This is a genomic window from Pseudomonas sp. B21-047 (assembly GCF_024748775.1).
GTDB classification, from domain to species: domain Bacteria; phylum Pseudomonadota; class Gammaproteobacteria; order Pseudomonadales; family Pseudomonadaceae; genus Aquipseudomonas; species Aquipseudomonas capeferrum.
The window spans coordinates 5,058,019-5,078,035 of the sequence record NZ_CP087169.1; the positions used below are offsets into that span (position 1 = coordinate 5,058,019).

General features: G+C 62.4%; 16 protein-coding genes. 9 read left to right on the forward strand and 7 right to left on the reverse strand.

The window, feature by feature from the left end:
* Positions 1 to 81: 81 nt before the first annotated feature.
* From LOY26_RS22905 to LOY26_RS22940, 8 genes are all read left to right on the forward strand, one after another.
* The gene (locus LOY26_RS22905; RefSeq protein WP_033701566.1) at positions 82 to 1,470 is read left to right on the forward strand and encodes a polynucleotide adenylyltransferase PcnB; all 1,389 of its coding nucleotides are present in this window, start codon (positions 82 to 84) and stop codon (positions 1,468 to 1,470) included.
* Complete coding sequence (gene folK, locus LOY26_RS22910; RefSeq protein WP_186652592.1) at positions 1,467 to 1,946, forward strand: 2-amino-4-hydroxy-6-hydroxymethyldihydropteridine diphosphokinase; 480 nt, start codon at positions 1,467 to 1,469, stop codon at positions 1,944 to 1,946. Before LOY26_RS22905 ends, folK begins: the two co-directional genes overlap by 4 nt.
* Before the next feature lie 246 nt (positions 1,947 to 2,192).
* Positions 2,193 to 2,993, forward strand: a complete 801-nt coding sequence (gene panB, locus LOY26_RS22915) for a 3-methyl-2-oxobutanoate hydroxymethyltransferase (RefSeq protein ID WP_033701569.1) — start codon at positions 2,193 to 2,195, stop codon at positions 2,991 to 2,993.
* Positions 2,990 to 3,853 (forward strand): pantoate--beta-alanine ligase, encoded by an 864-nt coding sequence (gene panC, locus LOY26_RS22920; RefSeq protein WP_186652593.1) that lies wholly within the window; start codon positions 2,990 to 2,992, stop codon positions 3,851 to 3,853. The genes panB and panC overlap by 4 nt, the downstream gene beginning before the upstream one ends.
* Positions 3,854 to 4,049: 196 nt before the next feature.
* Positions 4,050 to 5,714, forward strand: a complete 1,665-nt coding sequence (gene pgi, locus LOY26_RS22925; RefSeq protein ID WP_186652594.1) for a glucose-6-phosphate isomerase — start codon at positions 4,050 to 4,052, stop codon at positions 5,712 to 5,714.
* A 154-nt stretch (positions 5,715 to 5,868) separates the two neighbouring features.
* On the forward strand, positions 5,869 to 7,803 hold the full coding sequence (acs, locus tag LOY26_RS22930; protein ID WP_258714130.1) for an acetate--CoA ligase: 1,935 nt from the start codon (positions 5,869 to 5,871) through the stop codon (positions 7,801 to 7,803).
* Between the two features lie 42 nt (positions 7,804 to 7,845).
* Complete coding sequence (locus LOY26_RS22935; protein WP_258714131.1) at positions 7,846 to 8,715, forward strand: oxygenase MpaB family protein; 870 nt, start codon at positions 7,846 to 7,848, stop codon at positions 8,713 to 8,715.
* Between the two features lie 78 nt (positions 8,716 to 8,793).
* Positions 8,794 to 11,724, forward strand: a complete 2,931-nt coding sequence (locus LOY26_RS22940) for a DUF748 domain-containing protein (protein ID WP_258714132.1) — start codon at positions 8,794 to 8,796, stop codon at positions 11,722 to 11,724.
* Positions 11,725 to 11,788: 64 nt separating this feature from the next.
* Here LOY26_RS22940 and LOY26_RS22945 read toward each other — a convergent pair whose 3' ends face one another.
* Complete coding sequence (locus LOY26_RS22945) at positions 11,789 to 12,202, reverse strand: VOC family protein (protein ID WP_047583816.1); 414 nt, start codon at positions 12,200 to 12,202, stop codon at positions 11,789 to 11,791.
* Positions 12,203 to 12,262: 60 nt separating this feature from the next.
* Between LOY26_RS22945 and LOY26_RS22950 the strand changes: the two genes are divergently transcribed.
* On the forward strand, positions 12,263 to 12,565 hold the full coding sequence (locus LOY26_RS22950) for a putative quinol monooxygenase (RefSeq protein WP_186652597.1): 303 nt from the start codon (positions 12,263 to 12,265) through the stop codon (positions 12,563 to 12,565).
* An 81-nt stretch (positions 12,566 to 12,646) separates the two neighbouring features.
* Here LOY26_RS22950 and LOY26_RS22955 read toward each other — a convergent pair whose 3' ends face one another.
* From LOY26_RS22955 to infB, 6 genes are all read right to left on the reverse strand, one after another.
* Positions 12,647 to 12,997, reverse strand: coding sequence for a BON domain-containing protein (locus tag LOY26_RS22955; RefSeq protein WP_186652598.1), 351 nt, complete (start codon positions 12,995 to 12,997; stop codon positions 12,647 to 12,649).
* 262 nt (positions 12,998 to 13,259) lie between these two features.
* Positions 13,260 to 15,365, reverse strand: coding sequence for a polyribonucleotide nucleotidyltransferase (pnp, locus tag LOY26_RS22960; RefSeq protein ID WP_033701582.1), 2,106 nt, complete (start codon positions 15,363 to 15,365; stop codon positions 13,260 to 13,262).
* Between the two features lie 247 nt (positions 15,366 to 15,612).
* Positions 15,613 to 15,882 carry a 30S ribosomal protein S15 gene (gene rpsO, locus LOY26_RS22965; protein WP_016489163.1) on the reverse strand — a complete coding sequence of 90 codons (270 nt, stop codon included), beginning with the start codon at positions 15,880 to 15,882 and terminating at the stop codon, positions 15,613 to 15,615.
* A 147-nt stretch (positions 15,883 to 16,029) separates the two neighbouring features.
* A complete protein-coding gene (gene truB / locus LOY26_RS22970) occupies positions 16,030 to 16,947 on the reverse strand; it encodes a tRNA pseudouridine(55) synthase TruB (protein WP_033701583.1) in 918 nt (305 codons plus the stop codon).
* Between the two features lie 3 nt (positions 16,948 to 16,950).
* Positions 16,951 to 17,349, reverse strand: a complete 399-nt coding sequence (rbfA, locus tag LOY26_RS22975; RefSeq protein ID WP_033701584.1) for a 30S ribosome-binding factor RbfA — start codon at positions 17,347 to 17,349, stop codon at positions 16,951 to 16,953.
* 116 nt (positions 17,350 to 17,465) lie between these two features.
* Positions 17,466 to 19,991 (reverse strand): translation initiation factor IF-2, encoded by a 2,526-nt coding sequence (gene infB / locus LOY26_RS22980; RefSeq protein WP_033701587.1) that lies wholly within the window; start codon positions 19,989 to 19,991, stop codon positions 17,466 to 17,468.
* Positions 19,992 to 20,017 lie beyond the last annotated feature (26 nt).

Genomic DNA, 20,017 nt, shown 5'->3' on the forward strand with positions numbered 1-20,017 from the left:
TTGAGTAAATGCTAGAATCCCCGCCCATCATGCGGCCATTCTCCTATTCTTGGCCGAACATTCCTTCAAACAGTGCATCCCATGCTGAAGAAGCTGTTCCAGTCGTTCCGCCCTCCCGTACCGGGCCAGCACCACCGGCGCACCACGCCCGAGGTGATCAACAAGAGCCAACACTCGCTGCAACGCCACCAGTTCAGCCGCCACGCGGTGAACATCGTCGAGCGCCTGCAGAGTGCGGGCTACCAGGCTTACCTGGTCGGTGGCTGTGTCCGCGACCTGATGCTGGGCATCACGCCCAAAGACTTCGACGTCGCCACCAGCGCCACGCCCGAACAGGTCCGTGCCGAGTTCCGTAACGCGCGCATCATTGGTCGCCGCTTCAAGCTGGTCCACGTGCATTTCGGCCGTGAAATCATCGAAGTCGCCACCTTCCGCGCCCACCACTCGGAAGACGACCAAGGTGATAACCACCGTTCGTCGCACAATGCCAGTGGCCGCATCCTGCGTGACAACGTGTACGGCACCCTGGAAGAAGACGCGCAACGCCGCGACTTCACCATCAATGCCCTCTACTACGACCCCGTCAGCGAGCGCATCCTCGATTACGCCAACGGCGTGCACGATGTGCGCAACCGCCTGTTGCGCCTGATCGGTGACCCGACCCACCGCTACCAGGAAGACCCGGTGCGCATGCTGCGTGCCGTGCGTTTCGCCGCCAAGCTCGACTTCGGCATCGAGAAGCACACGGTGCAGCCGATCCGCGAGTTGGCCCCGCTGCTGCGCGAGATACCGCCTGCGCGCCTGTTCGAGGAAAGCCTGAAGCTGTTCCTCTCGGGCCAAGGTGCGATGGCCTTCGAAATGCTGGTCGACCTGCAGCTGTTCGAGCCGTTGTTCCCGGCCAGCGCGCAAGCCCTGGACGAACGCCCGAGCTACACCCACACCTTGATCAGCCAGGCGCTGACCAACACCGATCTGCGCGTCAAACAGGGCAAACCGGTCACGCCGGCCTTCCTCTTCGCCGCGCTGCTGTGGCCCGCCCTGCCGGCCCGTGTGCTGCACCTGCAAAACCAGGGTGTGCCACCGATCCCAGCCATGAACGGTGCGGCCCACGACCTGATCGCCGAACAGTGCGCACGCATTGCTATCCCGAAGCGGTTCACCCTGCCGATCCGCGAGATCTGGGACATGCAGGAACGCCTGCCACGTCGCAGCGGCAAGCGCGCCGACCAGCTGCTGGACAACCCGCGCTTCCGTGCCGGTTACGACTTCCTGCTGCTGCGTGAAAGCGCTGGCGAGGAAACCGATGACCTCGGCCAATGGTGGACTGACTACCAAGATGCCAACGACAGCCAGCGCCGCGACATGATCCGTGAGCTGGGCAGCCGCGACGAAGGTACCGGCGCCGGCCCGCGCAAGCGCAAACGCAGCCCCAGCAAGCGTAAACGCGGTGGCGACGAGGCGTTCGAGTGACAACGCGCGCCTACATCGGCCTGGGCAGCAACCTGGACGCGCCTGCAGAACAACTGCAGAACGCCTTCCAGGCGCTGGGCCAGGCCGAAGGCACCCGCCTGGTGGCGGCCTCGGGCCTGTTCACCAGCGACTCGCTGCTGCCTGGCCAGCCGCGCTACACCAACGCCGTGGCGGCGCTCGACACCTCGCTCGAGCCATTGGCCCTGCTCGACGCCCTGCAGGCCATCGAAAATGACCAGGGCCGCGTGCGCAAGGAGCGTTGGGGCCCTCGCACGCTCGACCTGGATATCCTGCTGTTTGGCGACCAGCTGATCGACGTGCCGCGCCTGCAGGTACCGCATTACCACATGCACGCCCGCGCCTTCGTGCTGTACCCCCTGGCCGAACTGGTGCCAGACGGCTTCTGCCTGCCCGATGGCCGCGAACTCGCCGAGCTCATCAGCGCCTGCCCGTTCGTCGGTCTCGAGCGCCTGTAATTCGGGCGCTCCAGGCGACGGTAACGCCAGTAACACCCTGTTCGTAACAATGCGGTAACAGGGTGATTGACTTCCCCCACCTCGCTCACGACTATAGGCGTCCCGTGTGGCACCCCTGTGCCGCATACCCGTATTTAGGCCCGGACGGACCTGCGAACATCACGCGCGATGATGTGCCGCTCCGGAAGATGACTACACGCGTTGTATGCAGTCGTTTTAACAGCGCCTGAACGAGGATTTTCCTACATGCCTGAAGTAACCCTGACCACCCTGCATGGCCTCAAGGCCAAGGGTGAAAAAATCACCATGCTGACCTGCTACGACGCGACCTTCGCCAAGGCCGCCAGCCAGGCCGGTGTCGAAGTGTTGCTGGTGGGCGACTCGCTGGGGATGGTCCTGCAAGGCCACGACAGCACACTGCCTGTGACCACGGCGGAAATGGCCTACCACACTGCCTGCGTCAAGCGTGGCAACGATGGCGCGCTGATTCTGGCCGACCTGCCGTTCATGGCGCACGCCACCCCCGAGCAGGCCTTCGCCAACTGCGCCACGCTGATGCAGGCCGGCGCCCACATGATCAAGCTCGAAGGCGCCGCCTGGCTGGCCGAGACCGTTCGCCTGCTGGCCGAGCGCGGTGTACCGGTGTGTGCGCACATGGGCCTGACGCCACAGACCGTCAACGTGCTGGGCGGTTACAAGGTGCAGGGCCGCCAGGAAGCCCAGGCGCGGCAGATGCGTGCCGACGCCATTGCCTTGGAACAGGCCGGCGCGGCCATGCTGCTGCTCGAATGCGTGCCTAGTGAACTGGCAGCGGAAATCACCCAGGCGGTGAGCATTCCGGTGATCGGCATCGGCGCCGGCAGCGCCACCGATGGCCAGGTGCTGGTACTGCACGACATGCTCGGCCTGTCGCTGAGTGGCCGGGTACCGAAGTTCGTGAAGAACTTCATGGCCGGCCAGCCGGACATCGACAGCGCCCTCGCCGCCTACGTGAAGGCGGTCAAGGACGTCAGCTTCCCCGCCAGCGAACATGGGTTCAGCGCATGAACACTGTCAAGACCGTCCGTGAACTGCGCGCCGCCGTTGGCCGCGCCCGCGGCGAAGGCAAGCGCATCGCGTTCGTGCCGACCATGGGCAACCTGCACAGCGGCCATGCCGCCCTGGTGACCAAGGCCGCCCAGCGAGCCGATTTCGTGGTTGCCAGCATCTTCGTCAACCCGCTGCAGTTCGGCGTCAATGAAGACCTCGACGCCTACCCGCGTACCCTGGCTGCCGACCAGGAGCGCTTGCTCCAGGCCGGCTGCAACCTGCTGTTTGCCCCGACTGTCGACGAGATGTACCCCGACGGCATGAGCGTGCAAACCCGGGTAAGCGTGCCCCAGCTCTCCGAAGGCCTGTGCGGCGCCAGCCGGCCAGGGCATTTCGAGGGTGTGGCGACGGTGGTCAGCAAGCTGTTCAACATGGTCCAGCCGGACCTCGCCGTGTTCGGCGAGAAGGACTTCCAGCAGTTGGCCGTGATCCGCGCCATGGTGCGCGACCTGAACATGCCCATCCAGATCATCGGTGAGCCTACCGTGCGCGCCGAGGACGGCCTGGCGCTGTCGTCGCGCAATGGTTACCTCACGCCCGAGCAACGTGTTACCGCGCCTGCGCTGTACCGCACCCTGCAGCACATCGGGGCGGCGCTTGGCCGTGGCCAGCGTGATTTTGCGGCACTGACCGCAGAAGGGCTGGCGCAACTGACCGCTGCGGGGTTGCGCCCGGACTACCTGGAAATTCGCCATGCCGTGAGCCTGCGCCCGGCGCTGATCGATGATCGGGACCTGGTGGTGATCGCGGCGGCTTACCTGGGTAACACCCGGTTGATCGACAACCTGTACCTGCACGTGGAAGACAAGACCGCCTGATCACGCGGTTTTCCGGGGGCGTTTTGCGCCCCTTTCGCGGCGCAAGGCCGCCCCCGCAACACACCGTGCAGATGCCCCGCGATATCCCGTCACGCCCCCCATTCCCCCCGCGCCGCCAATGCCTATAATGACTGCCTGCAACTGACAGCCAAGGCCAATGTCCAAGGCCTCACAACGCACCAAGGAACCCTCCGCAATGGCGTATTACCGTACACCCCATGATGTGACGGCCCTGCCCGCATGGCAGGCGCTCCAGCAACACCGCGACGCCATGCAAGACTTCAGCATGCGTGACGCCTTCGCCGCCGACCCCAAGCGCTTTGACCAGTTCTCGCTGAGCTGCTGCGGCTTGTTTCTCGACTACTCGAAGAACCTGATCAACGAACAAAGCCGTGACCTGCTGGTGAACCTGGCCAAAGAAGTCGGCCTGCAAGATGCCATCAAGTCGATGTTCAACGGCGAGATCATCAACGCCTCCGAAGGCCGCCCGGTGTTGCACACCGCCCTGCGCCGCCCGGTCGGCGACAAGCTCAGCGTCAACGGCGTCAACGTGATGCCCGAAGTGCACAAGGTGCTCAACCAGATCACTGAACTGGTGGGGCGCATCCACGACGGCCTGTGGCGCGGTTACAGCGAAAAACCGATCACCGACGTGGTCAACATCGGCATCGGTGGCTCGTTCCTCGGCCCCGAGCTGGTCTCCGAGGCACTGCTGCCCTACGCGCAACGTGGCGTGCGCTGCCACTACCTGGCGAACATCGATGGCAGCGAGTTCCACGAACTGTCGGCCAACCTGCGCGCCGAAACCACCCTGTTCATCGTTTCGTCGAAGTCGTTCAACACCCTCGAGACGCTGAAGAACGCCATGGCCGCGCGTACCTGGTACCTGGCCCAGGGCGGTTCGGAAGCCGAGCTGTATCGCCACTTCATCGCTGTTTCCAGCAACAAGGCCGCCGCCGTGGCCTTCGGCATTCGTGAAGAGAACATCTTCCCGATGTGGGACTGGGTGGGTGGGCGCTATTCGCTGTGGTCGGCCATCGGCCTGCCGATCGCCCTGGCCATCGGCACCGCCAACTTCAAGGAGCTGCTGTCTGGCGCCTACACCATGGACCAGCACTTCCAGACCGCGCCGTTCGAACAGAACATGCCAGTGCTGCTGGCCCTGCTGGGCGTGTGGTATGGCAACTTCTGGGGCGCGCGCAGCCATGCGATCCTGCCGTATGACCACTACCTGCGTAACATCACCAAGCACCTGCAACAGCTGGACATGGAGTCCAATGGCAAGCGCGTGCTGCAGGACGGCACACCGGTGAACACCGACACCGGCCCGGTAATCTGGGGTGGCGTTGGCTGCAACGGCCAGCATGCCTACCACCAGTTGCTGCACCAAGGCACCCAGCTGATTCCGGCTGACTTCATCGTGCCGGTGGTGAGCTTCAACCCGGTTGCCGACCACCACCAGTGGCTGTACGCCAACTGCCTGTCGCAGAGCCAGGCGCTGATGCTCGGCAAGACCCGTGACGAAGCCGAGACCGAACTGCGCGGCAAAGGCCTGAACGAAGCAGACATCGAGAAGCTGGCACCACACAAGGTGATCCCGGGCAACCGCCCGAGCAACACCCTGGTGGTCGAGCGCATCAGCCCGCGCCGCCTGGGCGCACTGGTGGCGATGTATGAGCACAAGGTCTTCGTGCAGAGCGTGATCTGGGGCATCAATGCCTTCGACCAGTGGGGCGTGGAGCTGGGCAAAGAGCTGGGCAAGGGTGTCTACCAGCGCCTTGTAGGCAGCCTGGAAGACAGCGCCGAAGACGGTTCGACCCAGGGCCTGATCAACTACTTCCGCGGCCGTCACCGCGGTTGATGCCAGCGGGGCCACCCGCCAGCTGAGATGACAGAAGGGCTCACCGCCAAGGTGGGCCCTTCGTCTTTCATGCCCAGGCGAACCCAGCCTGGCTACACTTGTCCATCGAATAGCCGTTGCAGTCCATCGCCCCGACAAGAGCAGGACAACCGCCATGTTCGATATACGCGACTACCCCCAGGCCCTGGCCGTCAGCCAATCGGCCGCCCTCACTGACGAAGAGTACCGCCGCCTCTACCAGCAATCGGTCGACGACCCCGATACGTTCTGGGCCGAGCAGGCCAAGCGCCTGGACTGGGTCAAGCCCTGGTCGAGCGTGCAGCAATGCGACCTGAAAACCGGCAAGGCCCGTTGGTTCGACGGCGGCCAGCTGAACGTCAGTTACAACTGCATCGACCGCCACCTGGCCACGCGCGGCGAACAGACCGCCTTGCTCTGGGAAGGCGACGACCCTAAAGACGCCAAGGCCATCAGCTACCGCGAATTGCACCGCCAGGTCTGCCGCCTTGCCAATGCCCTGAAAGCGCGTGGGGTGAAAAAGGGCGACCGGGTCTGCATCTACATGCCAATGATCCCTGAAGCGGCCTTTGCCATGCTCGCCTGCACGCGGCTGGGCGCTGTGCACTCGGTGGTGTTTGGGGGCTTTTCGCCCGATGCCCTGCGCGACCGCATCCTCGATGCCGATTGCCGCACCGTGATCACCGCCGATGAAGGCGTGCGCGGGGGCAAGCGCATCCCGCTGAAGCTGAACGTCGACAAGGCACTGGCCAACTGCCCCGATGTCAGCAGCGTATTCGTCGTGCGCCGCACCGGTGGCGACATCGCCTGGGATGAACGCCGCGACCTCTGGTATCACCAGGCAACCGAGCAGGCGAGTGGCGACTGCCCGCCCGAACCCATGGGCGCAGAAGACCCGCTGTTCATCCTCTACACCTCCGGCAGCACCGGCAAACCCAAAGGCGTGTTGCATACCACCGCAGGCTACCTGCTGCAGGCCACACTCACTTTCAAGGTGGTGTTCGACTACCGCGAGGGTGAGGTGTTCTGGTGCACGGCGGACGTGGGCTGGGTCACCGGCCACAGCTACATCGTCTATGGCCCGCTGGCCAATGGTGCGATTTCACTGATGTTCGAAGGCGTGCCCAATTACCCGGACACATCGCGCTTCTGGCAGGTGGTGGACAAGCACCAGGTGAACATCTTCTACACCGCGCCCACGGCCTTGCGCGCCCTCATGCGCGAAGGCTCCGGCCCGCTGCAGAGCACCTCGCGCCAGAGCCTGCGCCTGCTCGGCAGTGTTGGCGAGCCGATCAACCCGGAAGCGTGGGAATGGTATTTCGAAGAAGTCGGGCGCAAGCGCTGCCCGATCGTCGATACCTGGTGGCAGACTGAAACCGGCGGCATCATGCTCACCCCGTTGCCCAGCACGCAGCGGCTCAAGCCCGGCTGCGCCAGCCAGCCCATGTTCGGTGTGCAGCCAGTGCTGCTGGACGAAAAAGGCGCACTCATCGAAGGCCCCGGCGCCGGCCTGCTGGCCATCAAGGCCAGTTGGCCCGGGCAGATTCGCAGCGTCTATGGCGACCATCAGCGCATGGTCGAAACCTACTTCAAGCCCCTGCCCGGCTACTACTTCACCGGTGACGGCGCACGCCGCGATGCCGATGGCGACTACTGGATAACCGGGCGCATCGACGACGTTATCAACGTGTCCGGCCACCGCATCGGCACGGCCGAGGTGGAAAGCGCGCTGGTCCTGCACGACAGCGTCGCCGAAGCGGCAGTGGTCGGCTACCCCCATGACCTCAAGGGCCAGGGGGTGTACGCCTTTGTCACGACCATGAACGGCGTGGACCCGGACGACGCGCTCAAGGCCGAACTGCTGGCCTTGGTCAGCAAGGAAATCGGCAGCTTCGCCAAACCGGAACTGATCCAATGGGCGCCGGCGCTGCCCAAAACCCGCTCGGGCAAGATCATGCGGCGTATACTGCGCAAGATCGCCTGCAACGAGCTGGAAAACCTCGGCGATACCTCGACCCTGGCCGACCCGAGCGTGGTCCAGGGCTTGATCGACAAACGCCTCAACCAATAGCCGGCGGCACATGTTCATGGCCGCCCTGAACGACAGGTCGCCATGGAAGCCCTTCGCCGCCGCATCGAAACCCAGGTCATGAGCCTCACCGGGCTGGCCCTCGGCCAGCTCGACCTGGAATCGCCCAAGGGCGACCCTGGCCTGTTTGGCCCGCAAAGCATCAGTTGGCAGGTACACGGTGACTTCCCGAGCATGCTGGTCGGCGGCATCAGCGCCCTCATGCTGCAACTGCTGCACCCTCTGGCCCTGGCCGGGGTATGGGACCACTCGAACTTTCGCCAGGACCTGCTCGGCCGTTTGCGCCGCACCAGCCAGTTCATTTCCGGCACCACCTTTGGCTCGACCCGCGACGCCGACTGGCTGATCGAAAAGGTCCGCACCATTCACCTGCAAGTCACCGGTACCGCGCCGGATGGCCGCCCCTATGCGGCCAGCGACCCGGGCTTGCTGACCTGGGTGCACGTCGCCGAGGTGAGCAGTTTTCTCGCCGCCCACCTGCGTTACCGCAACCCGCACCTGCCGCGTGCCGAGCAGGATGCCTACTACAACGAGATTGCCCTGATCGCCGAACGCCTTGGCGCCCGTGATGTACCGCGCTCCTGCCAGCAAGTCGAAGACTACCTGCGGCAGATGCGCCCGCAGTTGCAGAGCGATGCGCGCAGCTTCCAGGTGGTCGACATCCTGCTTGCCGCACCGGCCCCCAGCCGCCTGGCGCAACCTGTCGGCAAGCTGATGCTGAACGCGGGCATCGACCTGCTGCCCGATTGGGCCCAGGCCATGCTGGGCCTGCAACAAGGCCCCTTGCAGCGCCGCATGATCCGCCTTGGCCTGCAACGCACGGCGCCGGTACTGCGCTGGGCCATGCGCGACGGCTCGGCGCATCGGGCAAAGCGCCGCATGGGCATCGAATGAGGCGAAATGGTCGCCTCAGCGGAACTGATTTAACGTGCCATACTCCAAGCACTCCTGCTTAGACAGACGAAGCGACACATGTACAAAGGATTGACTCGCGCCCTCGGCGCCATGCTGGCCCTCGTAGCCCTCTATAGCCTGCTCGGCTTTCTCATTCTTCCCGGTGTCGCCCTGCGCATCGCCAACCAGCAGTTGGCGCACTATGCCAGCGTGCCGGCGCACCTGCAGCGCATCGAGCTGAACCCCTTCAGCCTCGAACTGACGCTATGGGGCTTGCAGATCGGCGAGCCTGGCAAGGAACAAGTCGGTTTCGAGCGGCTGTACGCCAACCTCTCGCTCGACAGCCTGTGGAGCGGTGCCCTGCACCTGACCGCGGTGGAACTCGACAAACCGCGCAACGAAGTGCTGTTTGCCAAGGACGGGACGCTCAACCTCACCCAGTTGTTCAAGTTGCCCGCCAGTGAGGCCAAGCCGGACCAGCCGCCCAGCGACCCGTTCCCGCTTCGCATCGGCAGCATCAAGCTCACCGAAGGTTACCTGCACTTCGAGGATCAACGCCCGAGCGAGCCGATCGAATTCCTCTACGACAACATGAACCTGGAGCTGAAAAACCTCAGCACCCTGCCGGACGACAATGCCGACATGACGCTGGTGGCCAACGGCCCCAACGGTGGGCGCATCGACTGGAAAGGCACCCTTGGCCTGTCGCCGATCGCCTCCGAAGGCACGCTGAAGATCACCGACGGCAAGATGAAACTGTTCTGGCCGTATGTGCGTGATGCCGTGCCGCTGGTGCTCGAAGACGGCGTGATCAGCCTCGATACCCACTACAAGCTCAACCTGTCCAAGCAGACCGAGCTGTTGCTGGACAACACCTCGGTACGCATCGCGCCTTTCGCCATCAAGGCGCCAGATGGGCGCAAACTCGCGCGTCTGGCCAGCCTTGAGGTGAGTGAAACCTCCATCGACCTGGCCAAGCAACAGGTGATCGTCGGCAAGATTCGTAGCGAAAAACTCGAAACCTGGGCTGCGCTGGAAAAAGATGGCCAACTCGATTGGCAGAAGCTGTTCGCCAGCCAACCGGCCAAGCCCACCCCCAAGGAAAAGGCCGAACCCGCCGCTGCCGAGCCTGCGCCCGATGCGCAAACCGCCAACACGCCAAGCAAGCCCTGGCAGGTGCTGCTCAAGGACGTGCAGCTGCGCAACTACAGCGTGCACCTGGCAGACCGCAGCCAGAAGGAACCCGTGGCCCTGGACGTCGGCCCGCTGAATGTCGACCTGCAAGGCTTCGACAGCCTCAACCAGACGCCTTTCACGCTCAAGCTCGATACCGGTGTGGGCAAGCAAGGCAAGCTGCAGGCCGCTGGCCAGGTCAACCTGGCGCCGATCTGGGCCAAGCTGGATGTCAGCACACGTGACATCGACCTGCGTGTGGCCCAGGCCTACATCAGCCCGTTCATCCTCCTGGAGCTTCGCAGCGGCATGCTCGCCAGCGACCTGAAGGTCGACTTGAAAAGTACCGAGCCACTGGCCTTCAACGTCGCCGGCAAGGCCCAGGTCAACCAACTGCATACGCTCGACACCATCAAGGGCCGCGACTTCGTGAAGTGGCAGCAAGTGAACGTCGACGGCCTGTCGTATGTGCACGGTGATGCCCTGTCGATCGACAAGGTGACCCTGCTGCAGCCTTATGCGCGCTTCATCATCAACGAAGACCGCACCACCAACATCAACGACCTGCTGATCCCGCAACCGGCCGACGCGCCTGCGTCCAAGGCTGCCAAACCGGCCAGCAACGACAAGCCGTTGGGCATACACATCGGCCAGATCGACATCAACGACGGCTCGGCCAACTTCGCTGACCTGTCCCTCACGCCCAACTTCGCCACGGCCGTGCAACAGCTCAACGGCCAGGTCGGCACGATCGACAACCGTAAGCCGAACCCGGCCAAGGTGGACATCAAGGGCAAGGTCGACCGCTATGCGCCGGTTACCATCAAGGGTGCGCTCAACCCGTTCAACCCGCTGGCCAGCCTGGATATCGCCACCAGCTTCAAGCGGGTCGAACTGACCACGCTGACGCCCTACTCCGGCAAGTTCGCAGGCTTCCGTATCCGCAAGGGCCGGCTCAACCTTGACCTGCACTACCTGATTACCAACGGCCAGCTCAAGGCCGAGAACAAGGTGGTGGTCGAGCAATTGCAGCTGGGTGAGAAGGTCGACAGCCCGGATGCCGTGGACCTGCCGATCCGCCTGGCGGTTGCGCTGCTCAAGGATACCGAAGGCAAGATCTCCATCGAGTTGCCGGTGACGGGTGACCTCAACAACCCGCAGTTCAGCGTCATGCCGATTGTCTGGCAAACCCTGCGCAACCTGGTGTTGCGCGCGGCCCAGGCACCGTTCAAGTTCATTGGCGGGCTGATTGCTGGCGGGGGCTCGGAAGACCTCGGCAACGTGTCATTCGCCCCGGGCTCGAGTGAACTCAGTGGCGACGCCCAGTCGTCGCTGGACAAACTGGCCTCGGCCCTCAAGGAGCGCCCGGAGCTGCGCCTGGAAATCGAAGGCACCAGCGCGCAGACCAGCGACGGCCCGTTGATCGCCCAGCAGCGCCTGGACCGCGAGTACCAGGCCACCTGGTACAAGATCCTGCAGCGTCGTGGCGACAAGGTGCCTGCCAATGCCTCGATGCTGGTGGTCGACGACAGCGACAAGCCGGCGATGCTCGAAGGCATCTACCGCAATCGCCTGAAGCAGCAACCACCGGCTGAGTGGGAACAACTGGGGCGCGACGAGCGCACCGCCAAGCTGCGTGAAGCGGTGATCAAGTCCTGGGCCGAGAGCGCCCCCTTGCTGCGTACGCTCGGCCAGGAGCGGGCCAGCAGCATCAAGGACTACCTGGTGGACAAGGGCAAGCTGGAAGACGACCGGGTGTACTTCATCGATACCACCCTGGGTCAGGCTGAGAAGGATGGCCGGGTGATCACCCCGATGCACCTGGATGCCGAGTGATCAACCCCGGCCGCTTCGCGGGCTTGCCCCGCGAAGCGGCCGGTACCGGCAATAAAAGCTGCAATCAGGCCAACCGCTGGCCCGACACCGCCGGGTGATACAGCGGCTGTACCTTGTTACCTGCCGGGTCCAGCAAGTGGAAGCTGCGCGCGCCGTCCCCATGGTTGAACGGACGGTCGAGCAAGGTCACCCCGCGCGCCTTGAAGTACTGGTACCAGGCCTCCAGCTCTTCCACGCTGTCGACGATGAAGCCGTAGTGGTCGAGAGTCTGCAAACCATTGGCCGCCCCCGCCCCGCGCCCCAATGACAAATTGTCGTTACCGCAGGTCAGGTAGACCAAGTCTTCATTGGCCCGGTTGAGCACCTCCATACCAAGCACGTCGACGTAAAAGCGCTCGCACTCCTCAAGGTTAGGGACCAGCAAGGCAATATGGCGCAGGCCATTCAGACGGCCAGGGCGGGCAGGCAACTCGGACATTGGCGAAACTCCTTTTTTGTATACAATTCAGAACTGAATTTAAAACAAAAGGAGCGCCATGTGTATAGCCTGTTTATCAAGACACGCGTGAAGCCCGGCAGCGCCGAGGCTTTTCTGACCGCCATCAAGGCCAATGCCGCTGCTTCCGTGGCAACCGAGCCCGGTTGCCTGGTGTTCGACGTGTCTCAGGACCGCCTCGATCCCGACGTGATCTACCTCTACGAGATCTACCGTGACGATGCCGCCTACGAGGCACACACCCTGACAGCGCACTTTCGCGACAGTCGCCCGCTGGTCGAACCGCTGATCGTCGAGCAGGCGTGTTTCGAGAGCGACGTTATCGCCCGTAACCCGGTTTTTTGAGGCGCACAGTAAAAAGCCCCGGCAGTGATGCCAGGGCTTTCCTGAAAAGTGGCCAATTCCGTTTGGCCTATGGGACATTCCTTATTCGGACTTCAGGCCATCAGACATTACGCTTTTGACACCCTTGATGTTCTTGGTGATCCGTACCGCTTCTTCCTTCTGCGAATCGGTGACTTTCACATCCGAAGACAGCGACACCACACCTTGGCTAGTCTCGACTTTGATGTCGCTGCCTGGGATGCCTTTTTCAGTCAGCAGATCAGCTTTGACCTTGGTGGTGATCCAAGTATCAGAGCCTTCCTGTTTCGCATCGTCCACTGTATTGGCAGCCAACATGACTGGAGCCTGGGTGGCTTGGGCTGCAAATGCCGCGTTAGCCATGGTCAGGGTCAGAGCGGTAGCAGTAGCGGCAGCAATGGCGAACTTCTTCATGTGAGTCACTCCTGTTTTTCGAAAGGTCTGCGCCGTTATTCCTGGCTGCAGGTATGAAGGTAGTTGCACGTGCTGTGCCAGTTTTCCCGCTTCCATTTAACCTTTATAAATCAATGACTTATACATATTGGCGATTTGCATGAGTCGTGCAATTTGCAACCTGCGGGGTAAACCTGCGTGCAAGATGCAACTGTGCAAAAGGTTCCCTGCGGGCATAAAAAAAGAGCCCTGAAGGGCTCTTTTTTCATTGCGCGTCAGTCGCTTAGACGCCGGAGGCCTTGGCCGCGGCAACGTCTTTGATCGACAGCTTGATACGGCCGCGGTTGTCCACGTCCAGTACCAGTACTTCCACTTCCTGACCTTCTTTCAGAATGTCGGTGACCTTCTCGACGCGAGCATCGCTCAGCATGGAGATGTGCACCAGGCCATCCTTGCCAGGCAGGATGTTGACGAAGGCACCGAAATCAACGATGCGCTCGACCTTGCCGACATAGATCTTGCCGATTTCGGCCTCTGCAGTGATGCCCAGGATGCGCTGACGAGCTGCTTCAGCCGCTTCCTTGGTTTCGCCGAAGATCTTGATCGAGCCATCGTCTTCGATGTCGATCGAAGCCTTGGTCTCTTCGCAGATGGCGCGGATGGTGGCGCCGCCTTTACCGATGACGTCACGGATCTTGTCGGTGTCGATCTTCATCGCGATCATGGTCGGGGCGTTGGCCGACAGCTCGGTACGCGATTGACCAATGATCTGGTTCATCTGGCCGAGGATGTTCAGGCGCGCTTCCAGGGCTTGGCCCAGGGCGATTTCCATGATCTCTTCGGTGATGCCGTTGATCTTGATGTCCATCTGCAGTGCGGTAACACCCTTGGCGGTACCGGCAACCTTGAAGTCCATGTCGCCCAGGTGGTCTTCGTCACCCAGGATGTCGGTCAGAATGGCGAACTTCTCGCCTTCCTTGACCAGGCCCATGGCGATACCGGCCACTGGCGCCTTCATCGGTACACCGGCGTCCATCAGGGCCAGGGAAGCACCGCAGACCGAAGCCATGGAGCTCGAACCGTTGGACTCGGTGATTTCCGATACCACACGAATGGTGTACGGGAACACGTCGGCGGCAGGCAGCATGGCCTGTACCGAACGGCGGGCCAGACGGCCGTGGCCGATTTCACGACGGCCAGCACCGCCCATGCGGCCACACTCGCCCACCGAGAACGGCGGGAAGTTGTAGTGCAGCATGAAGGGGTCTTTCTTCTCGCCTTCGAGGGTGTCCAGCAGCTGGGCGTCACGCGCAGTACCCAGGGTCGCGACGACCAGGGCCTGGGTTTCACCACGGGTGAACAGTGCCGAACCGTGAGTCTTCGGCAGCACGCCGACTTCGATGCTCAGCGGGCGAACGGTCTTGGTGTCACGACCATCGATACGCGGCTTGCCGTTTACGATGTTTTCGCGAACGGTGCGGTATTCGATTTCGCCGAAGATTTCTTTGACTTCGGAAGCCGAAGGCTGGCCTTCTTCACCGGAGAACTTGGCGATCGCCTGATCACGCAGCTCGCCCAGGCGCGCGTAGCGGTCGGCCTTGACGGTGATGGTGTAGCCCTGCGAAACAGCCTCGCCGAACTCGGCGCGGATGGCGTTGAGCAGCTCGGTGTTGGCAACGGCGGGTTTCCAGTCCCAGGTCGGCTTGCCCGCTTCGGCGGCCAGCTCTTTGACAGCCTGGATAACGGACTGGAATTCGTCGTGGGCGAACAGTACGGCGCCCAGCATCTGGTCTTCGGTCAGTTCTTGGGCTTCCGATTCAACCATCAGTACGGCGTCGGAGGTACCGGCAACGACCATGTCCAGGCTCGAGGCAGCCAGTTGCTCATAGGTCGGGTTCAGCAGGTAGCCGGTGCTTTCGTGGAAGGCTACGCGGGCGGCGCCGATCGGGCCTTCGAACGGAATGCCGGAAATAGCCAGGGCAGCCGAGGTACCGATCATCGCAGCGATGTCCGGGTCGGTCTTCTTGCTGGTGGAAACCACGGTGCAGACGACCTGGACTTCGTTCATGAAGCCTTCAGGGAACAGCGGGCGGATCGGACGGTCGATCAGGCGCGAGGTCAGGGTCTCTTTCTCGGAAGGACGGCCTTCACGCTTGAAGAAGCCACCCGGGATCTTGCCGGCGGCGTAGGTCTTTTCCTGGTAGTGGACCGACAGCGGGAAGAAACCCTTGCCTGGATCGGCCTGCTTGGCACCTACCACAGTCACCAGCACGGTGACGTCGTTGTCGACGGTAACCAGCACTGCGCCGGTTGCCTGACGGGCAATGCGGCCCGTTTCGAGAGTAACGGTCGATTGACCGAACTGGAATGTCTTGATTACCGGGTTCACGGTTTCCTACCTTTTCAGTGGCTCTGGGGGGAACTGGTTTCTTGCGAATTCTTGGGCAGAACGGGGAATCGGCCCCATTGACCGTCCAGATACAACACGAGGCTGGGAGCCTGGCCGAAGTGCGGAAAACCGCTCAACGTAACCAGGCTGCCAACCTCGGAGATACGCATGGCGTGCCCAAAGACAACGCTGCCAGGCAGCGTTGCCAATGCATGAGACGCCATGCACACCACTGACCAGGCCGCTATTAGCGACGCAGGCCCAGGCGACCGATCAGGGCGCTGTAACGAGTGGTGTCTTTACCCTTCAGGTAGTCCAGCAGCTTACGACGCTGGTTAACCATACGGATCAGGCCACGACGCGAGTGGTGGTCTTTACCGTTGGCCTTGAAGTGGCCTTGCAGCTTGTTGATGTTCGCGGTCAGCAGAGCAACCTGAACTTCCGGGCTACCAGTGTCGCCAGCAGCTTGCTGGTAGTCGGTAACGATTTGAGCTTTTTCTTCAACGCTGAGGGCCATTTGGCTTCTCCTGATAACGGATCCCGCGAGCGGGGTCCAATAGGCCAGGGACAAATCCCTGTATTAATAAGAAAGGTGTGACCGTGCCTACTGACAGCCACCCTTGATCCCGTAGGGCCCGGCAGAAGCCAGACCCTGCGGTTTCGGTCATTCCGACCGAATCAGCCGACGTGGCGCAATGCGCCCGTCTTCGCTCACTTCACCGATACCGATGAAGCGCGCATTGTGATCCTGTACGCGGACCATGCCAAACTGCGGTGCATCCGGCGCACGTACTGCCTGGCCATGCAGCCAGTAGAACGCACTGTGCTCGGACAAACTCACCATTGGCCAGTCCTGCAGCCCGCTGTCGGAAGGCATCAGGAAGCGATCGAGCGCTTCGTTGCCACCTTCGGCATGGGCCTGTTCGAGTTCCTCGAGGGTCACCGTCTGTGCCAGCTCGAAGGGCCCGGCCTGGGTCCTGCGCAGCTCGGCGACATAAGCGCCACAGCCAAGGGCTTCGCCGATATCCTCCACCAGGGTGCGGATATAGGTGCCTTTGCTGCATCCTACCGTCAACCGTGCACGGGTGCCTTCGCACTCGAGCAACTCCAAGCGGTTAATAGTAACAGAACGCGCCTCGCGCTCCACTACCTCTCCAGCACGAGCCAGTTTGTACAGTGGCTGGCCGTCACGCTTGAGCGCCGAGTACATCGGCGGTATCTGGCTGATCGGGCCACGAAAACGGGGCAGCAGCGCCTCGATGTCGGCACGACCAACGGTCACTTCACGGGTCTGCAGGACCTCGCCTTCAGCATCGGCAGTATTGGTAGTCTGCCCCATCTGCATGACGGTTTCGTAGCCCTTGTCGGAATCGAGCAGGTACTGCGAAAACTTGGTCGCTTCGCCGAAGCACAGTGGCAGCACGCCGGTTGCCAGCGGGTCGAGGCTGCCAGTGTGGCCGGCCTTCTCCGCGTTGAGCAACCAGCGCACTTTCTGCAGTGCCGCGTTGGAGGTGAAGCCCAGTGGCTTGTCCAGCAGGATGATGCCGCTGACGTTGCGGCGGATACGTTTGACCTGGGCCACCGCTTACTCCTTGGTGTCCAGCTCGTCGGTAGCCTTGTGCAGGCGGTCTTCAGCCACTGCACGCTCGATCAGCGCCGACAGGTGTACACCGCGGCTGACGCTTTCATCGAAGTGGAAATGCAGCTGGGGCACGCTGCGCAGTTGCATCGAACGCCCCAGGTGCAGGCGCAGGAAGCTGGCGGCGCTGTTCAGTGCCTTGAGCGACTGCTTCACGGCATCTGGCGTTTCCTCGCCCATGACGGTGATGAACACCTTGGCATGGCCCAGGTCGCGGCTGACATCCACGGCGGTGATGGTCACCAGGCCGACACGTGGATCCTTGACTTCGCGGCGGATCAGCTCAGCCAGCTCGCGCTGCATCTGATCACCGATACGTTGGGTACGGCTATATTCTTTGGCCATTCTTGCTACCTGTAACTTAAAGCGGCAAACGCCCGGTCAAGCTGATGCCTGACCGGGCGCTACCTGTAAAGGCGCCGCCAACCGCCCTGTAGCGGGGGCTTGCGGCAAGCTCGCCCTTAGAGGGTACGAGCCACCTGGACTTTCTCGAAGACTTCGATCTTGTCGCCGACCTTGACGTCGTTGTAGCTCTTGACGCCAATACCGCACTCCATGCCCGAACGTACTTCGGCAGCGTCGTCCTTGAAGCGACGCAGCGATTCCAGCTCGCCTTCGAAGATCACAACGTCCTCGCGCAGAACGCGGATCGGACGGTTGCGGTACACGGTACCTTCGATGACCATACAGCCAGCGATGGCGCCGAACTTCGGCGAACGGAACACGTCACGCACTTCGGCGACACCCAGGATGTTCTCGCGAACATCGCTGCCGAGCATGCCGGTCAGGGCCTTCTTGACGTCTTCGATGATGTCGTAGATCACGTTGTAGTAACGCATATCCAGACCTTCCTGCTCGACGATCTTGCGCGCACCGGCATCGGCACGCACGTTGAAGCCGAACAGCACCGCGTTGGACGCCAGCGCCAGGTTGGCGTCGCTCTCGGTGATACCACCCACACCGCCGCCAATCACGCGAACCTGTACTTCCTCGTTGCCCAGGCCGCCGAGCGAGCCGTTCAACGCTTCCAGGGAACCACGTACATCGGTCTTGAGGACGATGTTGAGGGTTTTCTTCTCTTCCTGACCCATGGTCTCGAAGATGTTTTCCAGCTTGCCAGCGTGAGCACGGGCCAGCTTGACCTCGCGGTACTTGCCTTGACGGAACAGGGCAACTTCGCGGGCTTTCTTCTCGTCAGCAACCACCGACAGCTCGTCACCGGCTTCCGGGGTACCGTCCAGGCCAAGGATCTCGACCGGGATCGACGGGCCAGCTTCCTTCACAGGCTTGCCGTTCTCGTCGAGCATGGCACGTACACGGCCATAGTTGGAGCCGCACAGGACCATGTCGCCCTGACGCAGGGTACCGTCCTGAACCAGGATGGTCGCCACTGGGCCACGGCCCTTGTCCAGGCGCGATTCGACGACGACACCACGACCAGGTGCGGTCGGGGTAGCGCTCAGTTCGAGGATCTCGGCCTGCAGCAGAACGGCTTCGAGCAGCTCGTCCACACCGGTACCCATCTTCGCCGAAACCTTGACGAAAGGCGTGTCACCACCCCATTCCTCGGAGGTCACGCCTTCGACGGACAGCTCGTTGCGGATGCGATCGAGGTCGGCACCAGGCTTGTCGATCTTGTTCACGGCAACAACCAGTGGGACGCCAGCTGCCTTGGCATGCTGAACGGCTTCACGGGTTTGCGGCATCACGCCGTCGTCCGCCGCCACCACCAGGATGACGATGTCGGTCGCCTTGGCACCACGAGCACGCATCTGAGTGAACGCAGCGTGGCCCGGGGTATCGAGGAAGGTGACCATGCCGCGGTCGGTTTCCACGTGGTAGGCGCCGATGTGCTGGGTGATACCGCCGGCTTCGCCAGCAGCAACCTTGGCACGACGGATGTAGTCGAGCAGCGAGGTCTTACCGTGGTCAACGTGGCCCATGACGGTAACGACCGGGGCGCGCGATTCGGTTTTGCCTTCGAACTTCAGCGATTCGGCCAGGGAGTCTTCCAGGGCAGTATCGCTGACCAGGGTGACCTTGTGGCCCAGCTCTTCTGCGATCAGCTGAGCGGTTTCCTGGTCGAGCACCTGGTTGATGGTAACCGGGGTGCCCATCTTGAACATGAACTTGACCACTTCAGCGCCCTTGACGGACATCTGGTTGGCCAGTTCCGAGACCGTGATGGTCTCACCGATGGTCACGTCACGGATGACGGGGCCGGTCGGGCTCTGGAAGCCGTGCTGGTTACGCTTCTTCAGCTTGCCCTTGCCGCCACGACCACGACGAGCGCCATCGCTCTCTTCTTCGGTGGTACGCGGAGCAGCGCGTGGAGTCGGTGCTTTTTCCTTCTCCTTGACCTTGACCTTGATCGACACGCGAGGCGCCTCGCCACGACGACGGTCGTCATCACGAGTGCGGCTTTCGTTGCGACGGGTCTCGTCCTTCTTGCGCTCGGCAGCACGCGCAGCGGCATCTTCCGAGGCAGGCGCGTCAGCGACTACCGGTGCCGGCGCAGGTGCGGCGGCAGCGGCAGCCGGCTTGGCAGCTGGGGCCGCAGGGGCGGCATCAGCAGCCTGACGGCGGGCCTGATCTTCGTTGCGCTGGCGAACGTCGGCGTCAACCTTGTCGCGCGCAGCGTTTTCCGCCGCACGGCGCTCATCCTGCTCGCGTTTCTGCTCAGCCTGGATTTCTTCCGGGCTGCGCTGCACGAATACTTTCTTCTTGCGTACTTCTACGCTGATACTTTTGCTACCGGCGACACGCAGGGTGCTGGTGGTTTTGCGCTGCAAGGTAATCTTGCGCGGCTCTTCCGCCTTGCTCTTGTGGCTGCTTTTCAAATGAGTCAGCAGAGTCTGCTTCTCATTGTCGGTCACTACCTGACCGGCGTCGGTGTGCGGCAGACCTGCCTCACGCATCTGCTGCAGCAGGCGCTCTACCGGTGCCTCGACCTCTTGGGCCAGTTCTTTCACCGTGACTTGCGTCATGCACTTCTCTCCTCAGGCCGCGCCTA

What these genes read in the sequence shown, in the direction of transcription:
- rbfA (WP_033701584.1), bottom strand. Translation starts at nt 17,349, where the DNA reads ATGGCCAAAGAATATAGCCGTACCCAACGTATCGGTGATCAGATGCAG.
- rpsO (WP_016489163.1), bottom strand. Translation starts at nt 15,882, where the DNA reads ATGGCCCTCAGCGTTGAAGAAAAAGCTCAAATCGTTACCGACTACCAG.
- LOY26_RS22905 (WP_033701566.1), top strand. Translation starts at nt 82, where the DNA reads ATGCTGAAGAAGCTGTTCCAGTCGTTCCGCCCTCCCGTACCGGGCCAG.
- pgi (WP_186652594.1), top strand. Translation starts at nt 4,050, where the DNA reads ATGGCGTATTACCGTACACCCCATGATGTGACGGCCCTGCCCGCATGG.
- infB (WP_033701587.1), bottom strand. Translation starts at nt 19,991, where the DNA reads ATGACGCAAGTCACGGTGAAAGAACTGGCCCAAGAGGTCGAGGCACCG.
- LOY26_RS22935 (WP_258714131.1), top strand. Translation starts at nt 7,846, where the DNA reads ATGGAAGCCCTTCGCCGCCGCATCGAAACCCAGGTCATGAGCCTCACC.
- LOY26_RS22940 (WP_258714132.1), top strand. Translation starts at nt 8,794, where the DNA reads ATGTACAAAGGATTGACTCGCGCCCTCGGCGCCATGCTGGCCCTCGTA.
- panC (WP_186652593.1), top strand. Translation starts at nt 2,990, where the DNA reads ATGAACACTGTCAAGACCGTCCGTGAACTGCGCGCCGCCGTTGGCCGC.
- LOY26_RS22955 (WP_186652598.1), bottom strand. Translation starts at nt 12,997, where the DNA reads ATGAAGAAGTTCGCCATTGCTGCCGCTACTGCTACCGCTCTGACCCTG.
- panB (WP_033701569.1), top strand. Translation starts at nt 2,193, where the DNA reads ATGCCTGAAGTAACCCTGACCACCCTGCATGGCCTCAAGGCCAAGGGT.
- acs (WP_258714130.1), top strand. Translation starts at nt 5,869, where the DNA reads ATGTTCGATATACGCGACTACCCCCAGGCCCTGGCCGTCAGCCAATCG.
- LOY26_RS22945 (WP_047583816.1), bottom strand. Translation starts at nt 12,202, where the DNA reads ATGTCCGAGTTGCCTGCCCGCCCTGGCCGTCTGAATGGCCTGCGCCAT.